The organism is Ignisphaera cupida (genome assembly GCF_030186535.1).
GTDB classification, from domain to species: Archaea; Thermoproteota; Thermoprotei_A; order Sulfolobales; family Ignisphaeraceae; genus Ignisphaera; species Ignisphaera cupida.
The window spans coordinates 282822-303435 of sequence record NZ_JASNVW010000001.1; the positions used below are offsets into that span (position 1 = coordinate 282822).

General features: G+C 37.6%; 21 protein-coding genes. All 21 read right to left on the reverse strand.

Annotation, left to right across the window (positions count from 1 at the left end):
• Positions 1 to 52: 52 nt before the first annotated feature.
• Positions 53 to 931, reverse strand: a complete 879-nt coding sequence (larE, locus tag QPL79_RS01710; protein WP_285273053.1) for an ATP-dependent sacrificial sulfur transferase LarE — start codon at positions 929 to 931, stop codon at positions 53 to 55.
• Positions 932 to 1233: 302 nt separating this feature from the next.
• Positions 1234 to 2295 carry a prephenate dehydratase gene (gene pheA / locus QPL79_RS01715; protein WP_285273054.1) on the reverse strand — a complete coding sequence of 354 codons (1062 nt, stop codon included), beginning with the start codon at positions 2293 to 2295 and terminating at the stop codon, positions 1234 to 1236.
• 100 nt (positions 2296 to 2395) lie between these two features.
• Positions 2396 to 3154 (reverse strand): indole-3-glycerol phosphate synthase TrpC, encoded by a 759-nt coding sequence (trpC, locus tag QPL79_RS01720; RefSeq protein WP_285273055.1) that lies wholly within the window; start codon positions 3152 to 3154, stop codon positions 2396 to 2398.
• A 5-nt stretch (positions 3155 to 3159) separates the two neighbouring features.
• Positions 3160 to 3741: an anthranilate synthase component II gene (locus tag QPL79_RS01725; protein WP_285273056.1), complete on the reverse strand. Its 582-nt coding sequence runs from the start codon at positions 3739 to 3741 to the stop codon at positions 3160 to 3162.
• A 1-nt stretch (position 3742) separates the two neighbouring features.
• Positions 3743 to 5014 (reverse strand): anthranilate synthase component I, encoded by a 1272-nt coding sequence (locus QPL79_RS01730; RefSeq protein WP_285273057.1) that lies wholly within the window; start codon positions 5012 to 5014, stop codon positions 3743 to 3745.
• Entirely contained in the window at positions 4996 to 5601 is a 606-nt protein-coding gene (locus QPL79_RS01735; protein WP_285273058.1) for a phosphoribosylanthranilate isomerase, read from the reverse strand. Before QPL79_RS01735 ends, QPL79_RS01730 begins: the two co-directional genes overlap by 19 nt.
• Positions 5598 to 6632 carry an anthranilate phosphoribosyltransferase gene (trpD, locus tag QPL79_RS01740; protein WP_285273059.1) on the reverse strand — a complete coding sequence of 345 codons (1035 nt, stop codon included), beginning with the start codon at positions 6630 to 6632 and terminating at the stop codon, positions 5598 to 5600. The genes QPL79_RS01735 and trpD overlap by 4 nt, the downstream gene beginning before the upstream one ends.
• Positions 6622 to 7353: a tryptophan synthase subunit alpha gene (trpA, locus tag QPL79_RS01745; protein WP_285273060.1), complete on the reverse strand. Its 732-nt coding sequence runs from the start codon at positions 7351 to 7353 to the stop codon at positions 6622 to 6624. Before trpA ends, trpD begins: the two co-directional genes overlap by 11 nt.
• Positions 7354 to 7379: 26 nt before the next feature.
• Entirely contained in the window at positions 7380 to 8687 is a 1308-nt protein-coding gene (locus QPL79_RS01750; RefSeq protein ID WP_285273061.1) for a TrpB-like pyridoxal phosphate-dependent enzyme, read from the reverse strand.
• 116 nt (positions 8688 to 8803) lie between these two features.
• The gene (locus QPL79_RS01755) at positions 8804 to 9439 is read right to left on the reverse strand and encodes a type I 3-dehydroquinate dehydratase (RefSeq protein ID WP_285273062.1); all 636 of its coding nucleotides are present in this window, start codon (positions 9437 to 9439) and stop codon (positions 8804 to 8806) included.
• Positions 9440 to 9441: 2 nt separating this feature from the next.
• The gene (gene aroA / locus QPL79_RS01760; protein WP_285273063.1) at positions 9442 to 10686 is read right to left on the reverse strand and encodes a 3-phosphoshikimate 1-carboxyvinyltransferase; all 1245 of its coding nucleotides are present in this window, start codon (positions 10684 to 10686) and stop codon (positions 9442 to 9444) included.
• Complete coding sequence (locus tag QPL79_RS01765) at positions 10683 to 11483, reverse strand: shikimate kinase (RefSeq protein ID WP_285273064.1); 801 nt, start codon at positions 11481 to 11483, stop codon at positions 10683 to 10685. The genes aroA and QPL79_RS01765 overlap by 4 nt, the downstream gene beginning before the upstream one ends.
• Entirely contained in the window at positions 11456 to 12628 is a 1173-nt protein-coding gene (aroC, locus tag QPL79_RS01770; RefSeq protein WP_285273065.1) for a chorismate synthase, read from the reverse strand. Before aroC ends, QPL79_RS01765 begins: the two co-directional genes overlap by 28 nt.
• The gene (locus QPL79_RS01775; RefSeq protein ID WP_285273066.1) at positions 12606 to 13412 is read right to left on the reverse strand and encodes a shikimate dehydrogenase family protein; all 807 of its coding nucleotides are present in this window, start codon (positions 13410 to 13412) and stop codon (positions 12606 to 12608) included. Before QPL79_RS01775 ends, aroC begins: the two co-directional genes overlap by 23 nt.
• Positions 13393 to 14472 carry a 3-dehydroquinate synthase gene (gene aroB / locus QPL79_RS01780; RefSeq protein WP_285273067.1) on the reverse strand — a complete coding sequence of 360 codons (1080 nt, stop codon included), beginning with the start codon at positions 14470 to 14472 and terminating at the stop codon, positions 13393 to 13395. Before aroB ends, QPL79_RS01775 begins: the two co-directional genes overlap by 20 nt.
• Complete coding sequence (gene aroF / locus QPL79_RS01785) at positions 14469 to 15461, reverse strand: 3-deoxy-7-phosphoheptulonate synthase (RefSeq protein WP_350309056.1); 993 nt, start codon at positions 15459 to 15461, stop codon at positions 14469 to 14471. The genes aroB and aroF overlap by 4 nt, the downstream gene beginning before the upstream one ends.
• 6 nt (positions 15462 to 15467) lie before the next feature.
• Entirely contained in the window at positions 15468 to 16505 is a 1038-nt protein-coding gene (locus tag QPL79_RS01790) for a bifunctional chorismate mutase/prephenate dehydrogenase (RefSeq protein ID WP_285273069.1), read from the reverse strand.
• Positions 16492 to 17445 carry a transketolase family protein gene (locus QPL79_RS01795; protein WP_285273070.1) on the reverse strand — a complete coding sequence of 318 codons (954 nt, stop codon included), beginning with the start codon at positions 17443 to 17445 and terminating at the stop codon, positions 16492 to 16494. Before QPL79_RS01795 ends, QPL79_RS01790 begins: the two co-directional genes overlap by 14 nt.
• Positions 17432 to 18232 (reverse strand): thiamine pyrophosphate-binding protein, encoded by an 801-nt coding sequence (locus QPL79_RS01800; RefSeq protein WP_285273071.1) that lies wholly within the window; start codon positions 18230 to 18232, stop codon positions 17432 to 17434. Before QPL79_RS01800 ends, QPL79_RS01795 begins: the two co-directional genes overlap by 14 nt.
• Before the next feature lie 159 nt (positions 18233 to 18391).
• Positions 18392 to 19747: a bifunctional hydroxymethylpyrimidine kinase/phosphomethylpyrimidine kinase gene (locus QPL79_RS01805; protein WP_350309057.1), complete on the reverse strand. Its 1356-nt coding sequence runs from the start codon at positions 19745 to 19747 to the stop codon at positions 18392 to 18394.
• Positions 19740 to 20525: a sulfide-dependent adenosine diphosphate thiazole synthase gene (locus QPL79_RS01810; protein ID WP_285273073.1), complete on the reverse strand. Its 786-nt coding sequence runs from the start codon at positions 20523 to 20525 to the stop codon at positions 19740 to 19742. The genes QPL79_RS01805 and QPL79_RS01810 overlap by 8 nt, the downstream gene beginning before the upstream one ends.
• Positions 20526 to 20614: the final 89 nt, after the last annotated feature.

A 20614-nucleotide genomic window follows, 5' to 3' on the forward strand; every position in this document is an offset into this window, starting at 1 on the left:
TATTTTCCAAAGGATCTAGGTTTTTAAATTTTTACTTAATTGGAATAAATATTTATTGCTTTTGAAGAGGTATTATCTTCTTTGACAATACTTCATCCATGCTTCCACTTCTATAACCTAAAAGATCTAGAGTAACATATTTATATCCAAGTTTTTGAAGCTCTTGAGCAATTCTATCCATTAATTCCTCGTTAAAGAATTTTCTTCTCTCATCACGACCTACCTCTATTCTTGCTATGTGTCCATGGTCTCTAACCCTAATTATGGTAACACCTGCTAAGTTCTTTACAATTTTCTCTGCTTCTGCAACTCTTCTTAGTTTTTCAACTGTTATTTGTTCTCCATATGGTATTCTAGATGCTAAGCAAGCCATTGGTGGTTTACTCCAATTAGGTAAGCCAAGAGCTTTTGCCAATAGCCTTGCCTCATCCTTTGTTATGCCAACCTCTGCTAATGGGCTTCTAACACCCTCTTCCTTAAATGCTAAGTAGCCTGGTCTATGAGTTGCTAGATCAGAGAAGTTTGTTCCATCAACTATGGTTTTTGCATTGAATTTATTAGCAACATCCTTTAACTCTTTCGAGAGAGACTTTTTACAGAAATAACATCTATTCGGAGGGTTAGCAACAAAATATGGATTCTGCAGCTCGTTGCTTTCAACAAAAACATGCTTAACATCAAGGATACTAGCAATCTTTTTTGCCCAGTGAAGATCATCCTCGGGGTATGTTGGCGATACAGCTGTAACAGCAATGACATTGTTCTTGCCGAGGGCAAGGGTAGCAGCAGCTAGAACCACTGAACTATCAACACCACCAGAAAATGCCACTACTACAGGTCCTCCAATATCTCTAAACCAATTCAAAAGCTTTTCAAATTTTGCTCTAAGCTCATTGTTTAAACTTTTTAAATCTATTTCTAAGTGTTCCATGGAACATAGCCACCTAAACATGTTTGAAAACAAATTATTAAAGTTTTGGCTTTGTGACAGAGGTTTTCAACTCTAATAACGCATTACCATCATAATTTTCTTAAGCAACTGCAAGGTGCTTTTACATATTAGCTTCAATAAATTTGAATTGAATTGACATTACACTTAATAGCGTTAAAAACAAAAAATCTTTGGCTTAAAACACAACAAATTTTGGTTTTATAAGCTCTAGCATTATCTTACTGGAAATAAAAGAATATAGGTAAAATATCGAAGCAATACAAGCAGTACTGAAGCTGTGTCTATACAATTCTTTTATAAGATCCAAGTATTTTCATTGAAGTTGTAACTCTTTTTACATCTTCTAAAGCTTCAACAACCTTGGCATCTTCAATGGATCCAGCAAAGTCTACAAAGAACATGTATTCCCATGGCCTTCCTTTTATTGGTCTCGACTCTATTTTTGTTAGGTTTATACCTCTAATAGCAAATGGCTCTAGAGCCTTGTAAAGTGCTCCTGGAACATTCTTTACAGTAAATATTATCGAGGTTTTTGTTTCTACTCCTTTATCAAGAGGCTTAAAGCCTATTGCTATAAATCTTGTGTAGTTTTCTCTGTTATCTTCTATCCCACTAGCAATTATCTCTCCTCCATATAGCTTAGCTGCAAGTGCTGAACCTATGGCTGCTACCCTCTCTTTGCTAACAGCCTCCTTCACAGCCTCAGCTGTGCTTGCCCTCGTCTCGATTCTAACATTTTTCAGCTTATTGCTTATATAGCTTCTACACTGAGCCAATGCCATTGGATGGCTCAAAACAATCTCTATGTCTTCAAGTTTCGTTCCAGGTTTTGCTATTAGGCAGTGACTTATTCTAAGCTCAGTTTCGCCACATATCTTCACATTTGAGTATGTGAGCATGTCTAGTGTTTCCCCTACACTACCCTCTAGAGAATTCTCTAAGGGCACAACACCATAATCTATTTCACCAGCTTCAACAGCTTTGAAAACATCTTGAATTGAATTATATGAAACAAGTCTTGCTCCAAGATCACTAAATATTTTTATTGCAGCTTCCTCTGTGAAACTCCCCCTAGGACCAAGAAAACCAACAGATAGAGGTTTTAAAAGCTGAAGTGTAAAACCATCTATGTAGCTAAGCAAAAGCGCTAAAGAATCTCTTGGTAACGCATAGTGCTGAGCAACATCATCTAAAAACCTATTTAGTCTAGACCTTAGCACAAATCTAGCATTTTCATATCCCAGTTCTTTCAAAAGCTCTACACGCTTAACTAGAAGCTTTAATATTTCAAGATCTAAAGCATTTATATCAAATTCAATTTTCTTAGCAGCTATAAATACCACCTATATCAATTCCAAGACTTAAAAGTCTAACTAGCATTCAATTCTCTTGCAAATATTTATAAATTTAAATCAGGCATAGATAGACAACTCATTGCATTGATTATAAATAGCTAGCTTCAGTTAATTGATATATCCTATTTGGATTGAGCATAAGCTCTGTTCCAATTAGAAATGCTTTTGCACCAGCATTTCTAAGATACTTAACGTCTTCAACACTTCTTATGCCGCTTTCAGCAATTTTTATAAATTTGTTGGGTATGAAACTAAGAACTGTATATGCATGTTCTAAACTTATTTTAAGAGTATTTAAATTTCTGGCATTAACACCTATCATTAGATATCCCATGTTTATAACATCTTCTGCTTCGTCTAAGCTATGAATCTCAACAACAGCTTCTAGTCCAAAGCTTTTTGCATCTTCATATAGTTGCTCAAGCTCTTTATCTGTTAATATCGATGCTATTAACAAAACTGCATCAGCACCAATGTTGTAAGCTGTTTCTATTTGATTTCTAGAAATAATTATGTCCTTCATCAAAATTGGTATGTTGGTGCAAGCAGCTATTTTAATTAAATCTCTGTAGCTTCCTTTAAAGTAAAGCTCTTCAGTTAAGACACTTATTCCAACAGCATGTTTTTCAACAATTTTTACATACTCTACAGCATCTCTATCAACTCTGAAACCGGATGGAGAACTTAGTTTATACTCTGCTATAACTGCTACTTTTCCAGTGCTATAGAATTTTTCTATTCTTTCACCAAGACTGTAAATATCTCTAAACCTTGATATCCTTAAAACCGGTCTAGATAAGTTATGCTCAATAACCTCTTTAAGCCATGGTGAAACAATTTTTGGCATAGTTTCTACACCAAATCAATAAAGTTTTTCAGTATTTTCTTACCATATTTTGTTTCAATGCTTTCAGGATGGAATTGAACTCCATATACATGATACTTGGTGTGAGCTAAAGCCATTATCTCCTCATCATCTATAGACATAGCTGCTACAATCATTTCTGGTGGTGGGGAGTCAACGACTAGGCTATGATATCTAGTAGCCTTAATTATTTTGGGAACACCTCTAAATATCTCCACATCACTTAGTATTTCTATTTGCGATATCTTTCCATGCATAATAGTTCTAGCTCTTCTAATTCTAGAACCAAATGCATAGCCTATAATTTGATGACCAAGGCATATACCAAGTATAGGTGTTGATCTATAAAATCTCTTGACTATGTCGATGGATACTCCGATATCCTCTCTTCTTTCTGGTGTTCCAGGACCAGGGGATATAATTATTGCATCTGGATCTATTCTCTCAACAGCTTTAATCGACAATTCATCATTTCTAACAACAATAGGTGCGCCACCTAATTCACCAACTATTTGAGCTATGTTGTATACAAAGCTATCGTAGTTATCTACAATTAGTATGAGTTTCAATTCAAATCACGCCAAGAGCTTTCTTCAAAGCAGCTAATTTATGATCGGTCTCCTCTAGCTCTAGCCATGGATTAGAGTCATAGACTATTCCAGCTCCAGCTTGTATTCTAATCAAGTCTTTATATACAAATGCTGTTCTTATTGCTATTGCAGCCACAGAGTCTCCAGATGTTGTGAAAAAGCCAACTGCACCAGCATATGGCCCCCTCTTATAGTCTTCAACTTCCTCTATCAACCTCATTGCAAAAGGTTTTGGAGCACCACTAACAGTTCCTGCTGGTAACATAGCCTTTAGCAAGTCTACTGATGTATACTTCCTCTTCAAAACCCCAACAACTTTTGATACAATGTGTTGCACATGACTATACTTCTCTACATACATAAACTTCTCAACTTTCACAGAACCAAATTCACATACCTTCCCCAGGTCATTTCTAGCCAAGTCAACAAGCATTAAATGCTCAGCTCTATCCTTTTCAGATTTAATCAGCTCCTCCTCAAGAGCCCTATCCTCCTCAGGAGTTGCACCTCTAGGCCTTGTTCCAGCTATTGGATAGGTTTCCACAAACCTATTTCTACAAGCATATAGCAACTCTGGACTAGCACCAATTAATACTTTATCACCAAATTTCATGAAATATGTGTGTGGCGATGGATTAACTCTTCTAAGGATTATGTAGAAATCTGCTAGATCACCAGCATAGGCATATCTCAAAAACCTGGAAATGACAACTTGAAATGCATAGCCATCTCTAATATGCTTAAGAACTTCTTCAACAGCTCTAACAAACTTCTCCCCATCTAACATTGAGTCATAGATGCTTACCCTAGGCATTTCAAGTGCATAACTTTTTCTGCATTTTTTCAATTCACTAGAATCTCCATCCACATAAACCACGCCTTTGCTGTAATCATAAACAGCAATATTAATCGGCTCAAACATTTCTACAAAAGGCCATTCCTCTGCATGAGGCTTCAAATCAGGTACTTTCTCCCACAGCCTAACAGCATCATAGCTTACATAACCAATTAAGCCTATGTCAAAGGGATAGAGATGCCTTCTATCAATAGTCTTTTCAAGACTCGACCTAAGACTATTCAAAACATCCTCATCACTTCCACTAACAACACTTCTCACACCCCATGCTACTATGCTATACATGCTACTGTTCCTTGACAGATTTTCATATACTGCAAACACTTTTTCCTCGTTGTTAAAACACTTAACAACTTCCTCAACGCTTAGCATGCTCTTTAGTGGGAAGATCTCCATTGATGAACAACCTCCTTCAATCTTCTAACCTTATCCAAATCCTTTTTACCAGGTCTAATCTCAACACCACTCGACACATCTATCCACATAGGCTCTAACTCCAAATACAGATGAACATTCTCCAAAGTTATTCCACCAGCAACCCCAGCCTCTCTATGATGATCAAGAAGTAAGCGCAAAACCTTTGGATCGCTCCTCACACCTTTGATTGGCGCATCAAACAAAACCATTTTGAAGTATCTCTGAACCTTCTTAAGGTAGTGGAGATAGTCTAGAGATGCAGGTACATAAAGTATAAATCTTCTTGTATCAAAAGATGCTAGCTCCTCCAGCTCCTCATCTGACAAGACCCTATGAATTTGCACATAACTAGCTTTGCTCTTGGCAAAATCACTTGGTGTTCCATGCACCTTAACACTAACAATTGGTGTATGTACAATTTTTCTAACTTCATCAACAACAGTCTCTGGTACATACCTAGGGCTGGCGGGGTCTGTGACCATACCTATGAAATCAACACCTATTCTATCTATTTCGATAGCATCTTCAATATTTACAACTCCACATATCTTTAACTTAATCCTCATAGCACCTTCGCCAAGAGACTTCTAAACTTGTTTTCATCACCATTTGTCTTAACTAATTGCTCAATTCTATCTACGAGTTTCGGTAAAAGCTGATCTACATATTCAAAACCATCCCTATAGTCCTTAACCACATTGGCTACATACAAAGCAAATGCAGTATTCATTTTTATGAATATACCTACTTCCCTATCTAAACCCATTGACGCTCTTAAAATTCTTAGTGCTGACTCCACAGCATTGTTTACAATCAGCTTTTGTATCGGCATTCTCTCTACACCTAAATCCTCAGGAGTAATCGTATAGTAATCAACTCTATGTCCATTAACCTCATACACATGGGTAATTCCAGAAGGTGAAACCTCATCTATACCAGGCTCACCATGAACAACCAGCACTCTTTCATAGCCAAGCCTAGTTACTGCTTCAGCAACAAGTTTTGCAAATGTTTTTGAAAACACCCCTATTACCTGTCTCTTAACACCACCTGGATTTGTTAAAGGACCTAAGATATTGAATATTGTTCTAACCCCTAGCAATCTTCTTATCGATGCTACTTTCTTCATTGCTGGGTGATAGAGAGGGGCAAAGAGGAAAACAAAACCTGTTTTACTTAGAATTTCAGATGCTTTCGATGGCTCAACCTCTATTTTATAGCCTAGAGCCTCTAAAACATCTGCCGAACCACTTCTACCACTAACTGCTCTATTCCCATGTTTAGCCACTGGATGTAGCATCGATGAAAGAATAGCTGTTGCTGTACTAACATTTACTGTTCCTACACCATCTCCACCAGTTCCAACAACATCAATTGCATGTTCGGCAGATATTTTCACAGCTTTTTCCCTCATAGCTTTAGCAAATCCCACTATCTCATCAACACCTTCTCTCTTCATTCTAAGAGCAATGAGAAAAGCTGAAATAATTGCATCTGGCACTTCCCCACTCATAATAGCTAGGGCTACTTCCCTAGCCTCTTCCTCTGTTAAACTACTAAAATCAACAACCCTCCTAAGGAGCTGATTATAAATCATCTAGAACACCTCTCAACTCTTTAACAAGCTCCAATGCTTTTTCAACATCACTTTTTTCAATGGCTTCTATAATTGCAGTTCCAACTGCTATTCCATCAGCACCAGCTTTCACAACCTTTTCAATATCTTTTATTGATAGTCCAAATCCCACAACAAGCTTGTTTTGTACAAGCTTTCTTGCTCTAGTTACAAGTATCACTGGGTCTACTGGAAGAGGTATTCCTGTAGCTGGTCTAAGACCAAAGTATAGAAATGGTTTTGAATGCTTTGAAGCTTCTGCTATGAGCTTGTCTGGTGTTGATGAAGATACAAACATGGTTGTTTTAATTCCGTATTTATGCAGGGTATTTACAATATCCCTATACATATCCACATAGTCAATGAGCAAATCAGGTAACAATACACACTCTATACCTGTGCTTAGCATTTTTTCAGCAAACTCATCTAGGTTATTCACATAGTCATCTAGATATGTCAAAGCTATTACAGGTGCACTAGAATTCTTTGCAACTATTTTAAGAACATTCTCAGCATTTATACCAAGGCTTTTCACATATTCATAGCTTCTTCTTATAGCAGGTCCATCATATTTTGCAAAACTTGGTGGTATACCCACTTCAATATAGCTTGCTCCACAATCTCCAACCTGGGATATGAACTGAGTGAATTTCTCTATTGAGGGATAGCCCAAAGTAATATAAACTACTAAGAGCTTCTTCATAGGGTCTCCACCAGTCTTCAGCTTTGTTAGAATCTTCCATATCTAATCATCATAGATTTGTAGTTGTCTATGTCGAGAAGTCCATGACCACTCAAATTGAATAGTATTGTTATTTTCTCGTTTCTTTTCCTAGCCTCTAAAGCAATATCAATTACAGCTTTTACAGCATGTGCACTTTCTGGAGCAGGTACTATTCCCTGTGTTTCAGCAAATATTCTAGCAGCTTTATATACCTCCACCTCCCTGTACTCAATAGCTTCAACAACTCTTTCCCTAATCAATAAACTTAGCGATGGGGCTAGACCATGGTATCTTAATCCCCCAGAGTATATTGGTGGAGGCACAAAGTCTTTTCCTAAAGTAATCATCTTCAGAAGTGGTAAAAGCCCTGCTGTATCAGGATAATCATATCTATACTCACCTTTGCTAAACTTTGGTACCTCAGCTGAACCCACAGCTATAAATCTTTTGCCTTTGTTTCTAAGGCCTATGAATGGATAGGCCAGTCCAGCAAAATTGCTTCCACCACCAACACATGCCACAATAATATCGGGTTCTTCACCAATCAACTCCATTTGCCTCATAGCCTCTAAACCTATGATAGTTTGGTGAAGCAGCACAACATCAATTACACTACCCATAACATATCTATAGCCATGTTCAAGAGCATATTCAATGGCTTCGCTAATGGCTATGCCAAGAGATCCTGGATGATCTGGATTATTCTCCAAAAGGCTTCTACCAAATCTTGTTATTTTAGATGGGCTTGGCACAACCTCAGCTCCGTAAAACTCTATCAAACTTCTTCTAGCTGGTTTATGATCATAGCTTGTTTTAACCATGAACACAATAGATTTTAATCTGTATAAGCTAGATGCCAGGGCTACAGCAGAACCCCATTGCCCAGCTCCGGTTTCTGTTGTAACACCCTCAACATTTTCGCTATAGGCGTAATACACCTGTGCAATGGCAGTATTAACTTTATGTGAACCTGTAGGCAAAGCCCCTTCATACTTGAAGTATATTCTAGCTGGAGTATCCAAGAATTTCTCAAGGCCAATAGCTCTGAAAAGCGGTGTTGGCCTACCAACAACAACATACTTTTCCAGAATTTCATCAGGTATTTTCACAAATCTGTCAATGGTGAATTGTTGCTTAATAACTTCCTTTGGAAGTATTCTTTGTAGCAATTCTATTCTAGAATTGGTGTCTTTTGGATCCATTGGTGGAGGAAGTGGTTTTGGTAGATCCGGAATGATGTTATACCAGTACTTTGGCAGAATTTCTTCTCTATATTTATAGAGATACTTATTTACCTCTTGAATATTTACCATTGGCTCATATCAATCCCCAAACAACAATAACGTTATCAAAGCATTTATTTATAAGTTTTTCTCTAGTAAATGTGATAAACAAGAAAATGTCTCAAGTATCTCGAATATTAATATATTCAATTAGTATTCTCAAAAAGATTTAATACTTCCCTAATCTTTTTGTAGTGCATTTGTCCATTGGCTGTTGGCTCTGTTACATAGCCATAAACAAGTTTTGATCCTAGTAAAGCAAATGCTATTCTCTCTCTAGGCTCAACATTCATTGGCATAACAGCTACATTTTCTCCAAGTTCTAGAAGCTTTGCTAAAAATGATTTGTATCCTTTGAATGGAACAACAGCAATTTTGACTGCGAATGCCTTGTCTAAATACTTTATAACCTTGTTCTCTACTTCAATAATGTTTTTAGGCTCACTCAAAATATGTATAGAGACAATAGCATTGTTGTATTCAACATTGTATTTTTCAATAAATGAAGCTTCTACATCGTAGAGTATTCCAAGTTTTCTCCAAAGCATTATCAAACTCTTCTTCACATTTGGATCAAAGCTATTGACACCACCTTCACTTTTTTCTCTGAGTGTTGCTATAAACCTTCCATTTGCAAACATTGTATAGTCTATTCTTTCTGGGCTGCTGTAATAGTCTAGTCTAAGCTCAACATAATCGGCATCCTTTATGCTTAGAGCAATCTCAAGATCCTTCACATTTCTTATTGGAATAGATGCAACTACCAATGGTTGTTTAACCATCTTCACACCTCTATCACCAAACTTATTTTAGCACCCAAAAACTTCATATCGCTCCAGAAAAGAGGATTACTTTTATTAACACACTCAGCATTATCCAATATCCCACCAGATTTCACAGCTATGGATGCAAACATCATAGCTACTCTATGGTCGTTAGGGCACCTAGATACAGCACTAAAAGGTTCGCCACCAACTATATACAAAGAATTGTTATGAACGTAAGCCTCTATGCCAAAGCTTTTTAGCGTAGAAATTATTGCTTCAATTCTATCACTTTCCTTCAATCTAAGGTTAGCTACATTACTTAAAATTGTTGTGCTTTTAGCTACAGATGCTAGAGGCGCAATGGACATGGCCATGTCAGGATCGTCAAACACGTTAACAGATACACCTCTATAGATATCAGAGGCTTTTGCAATCCAAACACCATTGCTGTAAACGCTATAAGCACCCATATATCTATATATATCAACGATTTTATGTGGTTTATCTCTATTCCCAAATCCACGTAGATTATAAACCTCTATAAAGCCATCTGTAAGAAGTGCTGAAGCTACATAGAAAGATGATAAGAGGAAATCACCTGGAATACTACCACTATATGCTCTAGGTCTTTCATTGACATCAATATCAACTCTGTTTCCACAGAACTTAACATCTACCCCAAGAGTTTTCAAAACATCTGCAGTCATCTCAATATAGCTTTGTGAAGCAATTGGTGGTTTAATTTTTATAGTGCCTCCACCAACAATTGCAAATGCAATCATAAAACCACTTACATATTGACTACTTTCAGCTCCGGAAATCTCTATGTAGTTGTCATTCAACTTTCCATCAATCACCATAGGTAAAGAGTCACTTGAAAATCTAATACCTTTATCCTTTAAAGCCTCTACAACAGCTTTAACAGGTCTTCTCCTAAGTGATTCCCCACCATCTATAAAAATTCTACCCCCAACAACAGCTATAATAGGTATTAGCATTCTCAAAACAGTTGCAGATGCCTTCACATAGACTTTATCGCTATGCAAAGCTATTTTCTCAGGTTTTTCAAATCTGCCCTCACTAATCTTAACACCAAAAATTGATACAGCATTTATAGCATCTACAACATCCTCAGACAGCAGAAGATTGCTCAATAACACCTCAGTAAAAAGAGATGAAAAGATGAGTCTGATGGCATAGCTTTTAGATTGTGGAGCAGATATTCTTCCATAAACCCTAGACTTTTCTATAATAGCTTTCAAGGAGTTTCACCAACTCTAACAAATCTATGGACACGAACCTCTCCATACCTGGAAAAGAACTCTATGATAGGACCTTCATCACCAGCTCTACAAACAGCAAATGTTGCAGGTCCATTACCTGAAACCCCAGCAGCCGAAGCACCCATGCTCAACGCTTTTCTCGGCACATCCTCTGAATAGCCCATGAGCCTAGCTATTAACAGTCCATTCAAAGTCATGGCTCTGAAAATATCTCCTTGGATAGCAATGCTAAACACCTCCTCAAACAAGTGTGAATATTTTCTAAGCTTATCAACATTCATGGGGGGTCTGGAAACACCTCGGGGTATTAAGATAACTACAGACATTTCAAGTTTTGGATCTAGAACTCTTATAACCTTCATGTTTGTGTTATCTGTGAAGACAACTCCACCATAATAAGCAGCTGCAGCATCATCAAGAGCACCAGTTATGGATACTCCTGCTAATCTAGACAATTCTGCTGCCAATCTAGGCACATCGAGTTCCTCAACAATGTTAAGATTCTTCACAGCTTTTATCAATGCTACAGCCACTGAGCTACTACTTTTCAGCCCACTTCCCATGGGGATATCAGAAACCACATCTGCGCATAAGTTGGATAAGCCATATCGACTTGAAAAATACTCCAAAATCTTTTCAACAAGTCTAGAACTAGGCTTCTTCTCAAAATTACTGCAACGTCTAATGAAAATCTTCGTCTTCATGTCTATTGCTATTGCCGATCCCAGTCCAGATGGTATGGCGTTAACTACGGAGATTCCTCCCCATGCTGACATAAACTCCTGTACCTCTTCCAACCATTTTCAATAATTTCAACATCCTTTTGACTAAGCTTTGTAGAAGGAATTAGCCCAGATCTCATAGCATGATCAACCAAGGTTATTGCTGTCATGGCCTCTACAACAGCAACACCTCTAATCCCTATACATGGATCATGCCTACCCTCAACAGTTATCATAGCCTCTTCCAATGTTCTAAGATCAATTGTTTTAATTGGTTTTCTAATTGAACTTGTTGGTTTGAAAGCACATTTGAAAACAATTTGCTCACCAGTAGATATACCTCCCAGGATACCACCATAGAAATTATGTTTCCATCTAATCTCATTATTAATAACCACGAGCTCATCAGAAACTTCGCTACCCCTCTTTCTAGTAGCCTCAAAGCCTATTCCAAGCTCAAAACCTATGACACCAGGTATAGACATTATCGCCTTAGCCAAATCTGCCTTGAGCTTATCAAACACAGGTTCTCCAAGGCCCTTGGGAACACCATCAACCACAACTCTAACTATTGCACCTATACTATCACCTTCGTTTATAATGGTTTCTAAAACATTTTGAAATATGGAGTCATAGTCTTCTCTACACGCCCTGGTTTTTCTACATCTGGACTTCAATGCATCTAAAAATGTTATTTCACGATCAATTCTTATCCAGCCCAAAGACTCAATACATCCAGCAATCTGAGTGTTTAGCAACATAAGAAGCTTTTTGGCAATAGCGCCTGCAATAACTCTTGCAACTGTTTCTCTACCACTTGCCCTACCCCCACCACGATAATCCCAATTATCAAACCCATATCTAAATATGTATGGAAGATCGGCATGTCCAGGTCTGGGGGTATATTTAATGCTTTCATAATATCTAGAATCAACATCAACATTCTCTACAATAATTGTTATTGGTGCTCCAGTTGATTTGCCATTGAAAACACCACTCACAATTCTAGCTTTGTCTAGCTCTCTTCTAGGAGATACAAAAAATCCGCCAGGTCTTCTAAAGAATAGCTCATAGTTTATATCATCCTCAGATATCGGTAAACCAGCTGGAACACCATCTATAACAACACCTACTAGAGGCCCATGACTTTCTCCAAACGTTGTTACCCTAAATATTTTACCAAATGAGTTTCCTGGCATGGAGATAACCCACAACCTTTTCAAAGGGAAACTCTATGCCAAGCCATATTCTCTGAGCTTCAAGAGCTTGGGCAACAAGAATTTCAAGACCGTTTATAACAGGAATCCCTTTCTCAATAGCCTTTTTAACTAGCAAAGTTTCAACAGGTCTATAAACAAACTCTATAACAAGTTTGAGATTGTTATGAAGGCATTTATCTGGAATAAAGCTCGGGTCTGGTGTTGCATTAACAATCACCTCAGCTTCTTCACATGTTGATGTATTAGCTACTTCAATGCTATTCACAATTTTTCTAAGATCTTTGGCCATCTTCAATGCTCTGTCAACTGATCTATTCACTATACGAATACTGCATCCTTGTTCCCCTAGTGCTGCAGCCGCTGCTCTAGCCGCACCTCCAGCCCCAAATATATAGCAAATACCCTTTTCAAGACTATGGCGATACTTCTCAAACAGTTTTTTTGTTGCTATGTAATCTGTGTTATAGCCTCTTCCTCTATAAACAGTGTTTACAGCTCCTATAATTTCAGCTGATTTGTCTAAATGGGTTAGATATGGAATAATTTTTTCTTTGTATGGTATTGTCACATTGAATCCCTCGCATATATCAATCAACGCCTTGGCTACATAATCAAACTTGTTTTCAGGAACATCAAAAACTAGATAAACAGCGTTGTATCCAATTTCCATGAATATGTAGTTGTGTATTGCTGGTGATAGGGTATAGCTAATGTTGTGTCCAAGTACACCAAAAATTTTTGTTTTAGCATCTATTAAGTGCATTAGCAAGAGCCTCAACATAGCTATCGATATTAACTGTAAGTGGTTTCCAAACACCAATATCTACTACAACAGGTAGTGTAAGACCTCTCCAACCAGCTTTCTTATCTTTTGAAATAACAGCTTTCAGAGTTTCTAAATTCTTTGGAATATCAACATTGAGTTCTCTAATGCTTGTAGGCAGTCCATAAACTTTTATCATTTCAATAGCTTCCTTAAGCACATAGTCTTTGGTTATACCCATTTCAGTAGAAATCATAAGCTCATACACCATGCCAACAGCAACAGCTTTTCCATGGCTAACAGAGAAGTTCGATAGAGACTCTATCATATGTCCTACTGTATGCCCAAAGTTAAGAACAATTCTAACATCCTTAACATCAAACACATCTTTTTCAACAACAGATAACTTGTTTAGAATAGATCTCTCTATTAAGTATTCTAAAGCTTCTTCATCTCTACTCAAAACATTTTCAAAGTTTCTTTTAAGAAAGTTGTATAGCTCATAATCTAGTGTAAAGGCATATTTGATGACCTCTGCAAGACCATTAACAAACTCTGCTTGAGGTAATGTATTGAGAAATAGCGTATCAGCAATAATTATGCTTGGCTGGTAAAAGGTTCCAAGAACATTCTTTATTCCACGGAAATTCACAGCATTTTTTCCACCAATAGCTGCATCGACCATGCTTAAAAGTGTTGTAGGTATGTTGACTAGATTCACACCTCTAAGGTAAATTGATGAAACAAATCCTGCAACATCAAGTAGTGTTCCACCACCAAAAGCCACTACATAATCACTTCTTTGAATACCAACACTATGCATTTTCTCAGCAATTTTCAAAACAATTTCAATATCCTTTGACTCCTCACCACCTTTCAAAACAAATTCCGCAACAATGTTTTTAAACGCACTGCGTATTGGAGTAGGATCTAAAACATCCTGTCTAATGAGAAACACCTTAGCTTTTTCAGGAATTTCGCTAGCAGCATTCTCTAAAGCGTTTTTGCCTATAAACACCTTTGTTTCTTGGCAGCAAAGAATTTTGCTCAGAATCTTCATATGGATCTACCCAAAGCTTCTGCAACCATTTTCAGCTTCTTCATAAGCTCTTCAAACATGGATATAGTTAACTGCTGTTCGCTATCACTCAAAGCTTTTTCAGGAGCAATATGAACCTCAACTATTAGCATATCAGCACCAGCAGCAATAGCTGCTAATGCCAAGGGCTCAACGAGATCTCTTCTACCAGCTGGGTGACTTGGATCAACGGCTAGAGGTAGATGAGTAACTGTTTTCACATAGGCTAAACCAGCTAAATCAAGTGTGAATCTAGTGTTTTTCTCAAATGTTCTTATACCCCGTTCACATAGAACAACATCTCCATTGCTCTCCAAGAGAATGTACTCTGCTGCTAAAAGCCATTCTTCAGTAGTCATTGACATGCCTCTCTTCAGCAAAACAGGCTTTTTGGCTTTGCCAACTTCTCTTAGCAGTGGAAAGTTCTGAGAGTTTCTAGCTCCTATTTGAAGCATGTGAGCAAAGCTAGCAACTTTTTCAACATCTCTTGTATCCATAACCTCTGTAACAATGGGTAGTCCAACAACTTCATATACTTTTCTAAGTATTTTCAACCCATTTTCTCCAAGACCCTGAAACGTGTATGGGCTTGTGCGAGGCTTGTACGCACCACCTCTAAACATTTTTGCACCAGCTTTCTTCACAGCTTTTGCAATTTCTATAGCAATATCCTCATCCTCTATTGCACATGGACCTGCAGCAACAACTATATTTCTACCCCCAATTTCTATACCATCTACATTCACAATAGTTTTATCTTTTTTCCATTCGTTTGATGCTAGCTGCCACGGTTTACTAACTCTAACTTTCAACTCAACATCATCATCAATAACATTCTCTACAAGCTTATCTGGCCATGCAACAACTATCTTTCTTTTGTAGAGATCAACAACTTTATATGAAGCTGATTTTTCCTTCAATTTCTCTATAAGTTTTAACCCATTTGAGTTGTTTTTCAAAATGAATAACATCTTACTTCAACCCAAGGACTTTTCAATCTCATTGGCAATAATCAAAAAAGAGTCTCTAACCATTTTAGCAAATGGATTCATTTTCTGAATTTCATCAACTGTGGAACGTATTTTCCCAAGCCTCATCAAAACACTGTAAACATCTCTATAGGTAGGTGTTGCAAACTTAGAAGCATCTACACTAAGTTCTTTAGACAATTTCACAACAGCCTGGCCATAGGCTAACAAAACAAAATGTGTTAGTACTTGTACTATTGCCATAGCTTTTTCATGCTCCTCTATGGAGGCAATAACAGGTTCTACACCAATAGAAGTCCACAACTCAATAACATCACTTAGTATGTCAAGACCTGTTTCTGATGGTATTAAAACAACTTTTTCGCCTACAGGTGATGTATATGGTCCGAATAGTGGATGTGTTGAAACATATTTGAAGCCAATGTTTTTTGACTGTTCAACCATATGCTTAAATATGTAAAGTTTTGTGGATAGAATATCCATCACTATTTTACCCCTCATGTAATTAGCTATGGAATTTACATACCCATTGCTAAAAGCATTAATTGACAAGGCCAATAAAACAAAGTCGCAATTTTCCATAGCCTGTGGAATGGGCTTAGCATCAACACCAAGCTCCTTTCCCAGAGAAGTAGCCTTCTCAATGTTTCTACCAGTTATTGTTACACTGCATCCACTATTTGAAAATGCTTGTGCTAGTGTCTTGGCCATAGCCCCATAACCAACTATACAAATACTTCTATTCTTTGAAGCATTATTAGAAACACTTTTTATTTGCACGGCTCTCGATATTCTCATAATGTCTTGAGCTAGTAGAGAAGCTAAATCTGATGAAACACCATACTTAGCTAACCTTATTCTCCACTTTAGCAAAACCTCTGATTCGCGATTAACATCAGTTATGGGAATGTTCTTATCATTTTTTATAGCTGCTATCCTCTTCGCAATCTCCAGTCTTCTACCCAACAACTCAGCTATGGCATCATCGATTTTGTCTATTTCTTCTCTAAGCCTATCTATTTCCATGGCTAATAACCTCGAGAACTGCTTTAACAATAGCCTTTTTATCCAAGTTGAAGTACTCCAGCAACTCTTGATGAGACTTAGCAGATTTACCAAATGTTGTGCTTCCAAGAATCCTCATTGGAACAGGATATTCTTGTGCCAAAACCTCTGCTATAGCACTTCCGACACCACCGAAAACCATGTGCTCCTCAACAGTCACAACCCTTCCTGTCTTTTTAGCAACATTCAATATTGTCTCTCTATCAATTGGCTTAACCGATAAAACATTCACTACAGCTACGCTAATACCCATTTTCTTAAGTTCTTCAGCTGCTTGAAGAGCTTCATAGAGAACTACACCAGAACCCATAATAGCTATGTCATGACCATCTCTAAGCAGATATGCTTTCCCAAGTTCACAATCATATTCAATACCAAATGTGATTGGAGGTGAGTAATCTCTGCCAATTCTTATGTAAACAGGCCCCCTAGTTTCAATAACAAGTTTCTTGAGACATCTTCTAAGATCATGTACATCAGCTGGGACAACTACATTCATATTCGGAATAACCCTCATCAGTGCTATATCCTCTAACATTTGATGACTTGAACCATCAGCATAGTTGCTATAGCCAGAGTGTGTAGCAATTATCTTCACATTTAGATTCATTCGAGCTACACTATTTCTTATCTGCTCCCAAGCCCTCATAATAAATGCTGCATAGGCCACCACAACAGATTTTGCCCCAATAGCAGCTAGGCCAGCAGCAAATGTTATCATGTGCTGCTCCGAAATCCCAACATTGTAGTATCTGTCTTTGAACACCTCCCCAAATTTAGCAGCTCTTGTAGACTTTCCAACGTCAGCTGTTATCACAACAACATTCTGATCCTCATTCCCTATCTCAACCAGAAGCTCTCCCAAAACATCTCTAAAACTTTGAACACTAGTGAGCGCCATGAGATGCTATCGCCTCTAACAACTTTCTAACATCACTTGTTTGAACAAAGATCACAGTTGGTTTATCTGATTCCAATATTTCGTCAAAAGCCATTATCATGCTAACTATATCTCTTCCACTGGCCCACAGAACTTTCCAGCCAATGATTTTCCAAATTAGTGGAATGTAATGCTTTGGCTTAATTTCATTGGTGACACCATCTAGCTGGGTATTATTCCAGTCAACTATTACAACAAGATTGTTGAGCCTCAAACTAGCTGCATGTGTTATTGCTTCCCAAACCTGCCCCTCATCCTGTTCTCCATCACCCATAATAACAAATACTCTTCCCTTGCCACCCATTCTCTTAATCCAGGTTGCTACACCTATGGCAAAGCTTATACCCTGGCCAAGACTTCCAGATGAAAAGTCTATACTAGGTGTGGAGATATCTGTGTGGTTTTGAAGCATAGAATCAATTCTATTTATTTTTGGAAGCTCTGACTTGGGTATAACACCAACCTCAGCTAGTATTGCATATAGGGCTGGTGCTGCATGACCTTTGCTTAGTATTAGCCAATCTCTATCTATATCATTTTCACTTCTTCTGATATACTTCGATATGAGAACAGCTAGTATTGGTAAGCAACTTAAAGATGAGTTGAGATGTACATGCTTATCGTGTTTATACATTAAGAGAACGTCTTCATATGAATTTTTTATGAGCTTGTTTATCGCTTTAATATCTTCCTCTAGGTTTATTAAATCCGATATCTTTAGTATTGGCTTTGCATCTCCCTTCACCATTGGAGTAGATTGAATTCCATGTGGATCGCCTAGCTTCTTTAATTGTGTTAGCAGAGGTTTAAAAAGTTTATCTCTCTACATACTGTATTTAATGCTTTAAAAACCTATAGAATTTTCAATTCTTAGCTTTAGCAACCAATCACATTAGCTGTTGTAAAGCTAGGCTAATATTTGAAGCAGCTTTTTAACAGCATCTATAGCATTTTTGCCCAATACTCTTATCATAGGCTCTTTTCCAACATCACCAACATCATATATTAAATCAGGAATCTCTTTCGTTATTTGAGATGCAATCCACTCCATACTACCCATGGGAGCTTCCTTAATTTCTGCAGGTTCTCTTCTTCTATCCACAAAAGCAACTTTGAATCCTTTCTCAATAGCTTTTTCAACAACAGCTTTATCAAATCTTATGTTAACAGCAGCATATATTTCGTGACCACTTCTCATTAAAGCGATTACAAGTCTGGCTAAGTGGCTTGAACCACCCATTTTCACTTCCCCAACTTTGGCTAGGCGATTACCGGCTTTCACAATTCTTCCCTCAACACCAGCAACATCATTTACACCTGTAACATACCTAGCCTCTATTGCTTCCACAACATTTATACCAACTTCAGGAACATAGGGAAGTACAAGGCTTTGATTTTCTAAAAGAATTTCAACAGCTTTTCTAACATTTTCAATGGCATGGAATTTAGCAGCCGGTATTTCGATATATGCAATTGGATTAACAGGGCAATGCCCCTTACCAATTTTTAAACCGAATCTTATAGCCATGTCTATAAACTTCTTAGCTTCTTGTATAGCATTGAGTAGTGGGAAGCTCTTGGCTAGAAAAGCTGTGATTGCTGCTGAAAATGAGCATCCTGTTCCATGGAAACACCCATCTAAAATTCTTTCAGACTCAATTAAATAATATTCGCCATTGTAATAAACAACATCAACTGCTTTCAACTCTTTTAAATGACCTCCCTTAACAATTACTGCTGCAGTGCCATACTTTTCATGTATTGTTTTAGCAGCTTTTTTGGCATCATCTAACGTCTTCACACTAAAACCTGCTAAAACCTCAGCTTCGCTAGCATTTGGCGTTGCTACAAGTGCTAGTGGAAGAAGCTTACTCTTTAGAGCTTCAACAGCATCTTCTCTAAGAAGTCTAGCACCAGATTTTGCTATCATAACAGGGTCTACAACTAAATTCTTGATACTGAAATCTCTAATGGCTTGTGCAACAGCTGAAATGATTTCAGAATTGCTTAGCATACCTGTTTTAGCAGCATCTATGCCCATGTCCTCATAAACAGCCTTTATCTGGTTATAAACAATTCTTCCTGGAAGGTCATAAACATCAATAACAGAGTAGGTGTTTTGTGCTGTTATACTAGTTATTGCAACAGTTCCGTGAACACCCAATGCACTAAATGTTTTTAGGTCAGCCTCTATACCAGCTCCTCCACCAGAATCACTACCAGCTATGGTCATTGCAACAGGGATTTTCCTCAAGCTAACCACTCAAATCATTAACAATTATTTCAGCAACTTTCTTACCTGATAAAAGCATAGAGCTAAATATTGGACCCATTCTGGGTAGTCCATGGATTGTTGCTACAGACATTCCAGCTACGTAAAGACCTGGTAAAACCCTTCCAGTTTTCTCTACAACAACTCTTTCAGATAATTCTGAATAAGCAGATTTCTCACCAATTAGCTGAATTCCTGCCTCAGGTATTTTTCTTGCAACAATTTGAAGAACTTCAGCATCATGACCAGTAGCGTCTACTACAGCCTTAGACCTTATAAACAGGGGATCTACATGAAGACCAGACATTATCACAGCACTCCACTGAATAACAACACCCTCTATACGCAACGGGTTTTCCCTATATATCACATCCTCAATGTGAATACCATGAACAATTTTTGCACCAGCATCTATTGCACCTACTGCAAGTTTTGCCATGAGCTCAGAAGAGTCTAGAACATAGAGATTCTCCTCCTCATCCACTTGATACCTAATCTTAAAATCATCTAGTATGTGCTTTGCTGACTCATCAACAACAATTTTATGGAAAAGCATACCACCACCACCAATTCCACCACCAAAGCTAAGTCTACGCTCAAATACAACAACCCTAAACCCCTTCTCGGCAATGTATTTAGCTGCAGTCATTCCAGCTGGGCCAGCACCAACAATAACAACATCAACATTGCACAGATTTAGATAGTCAGCCATAGTATTTCTAATTATTGCTCTAGTTATTCTCTCCTCTAAACTTTTGCCATTAACCAATTCAAAGCACCCTAAACAATAACTAAATCAAAACAAAGAAAGATGCAAAATTAATAAGTTTTTAGCTTATAAACAATACAACACTCTCT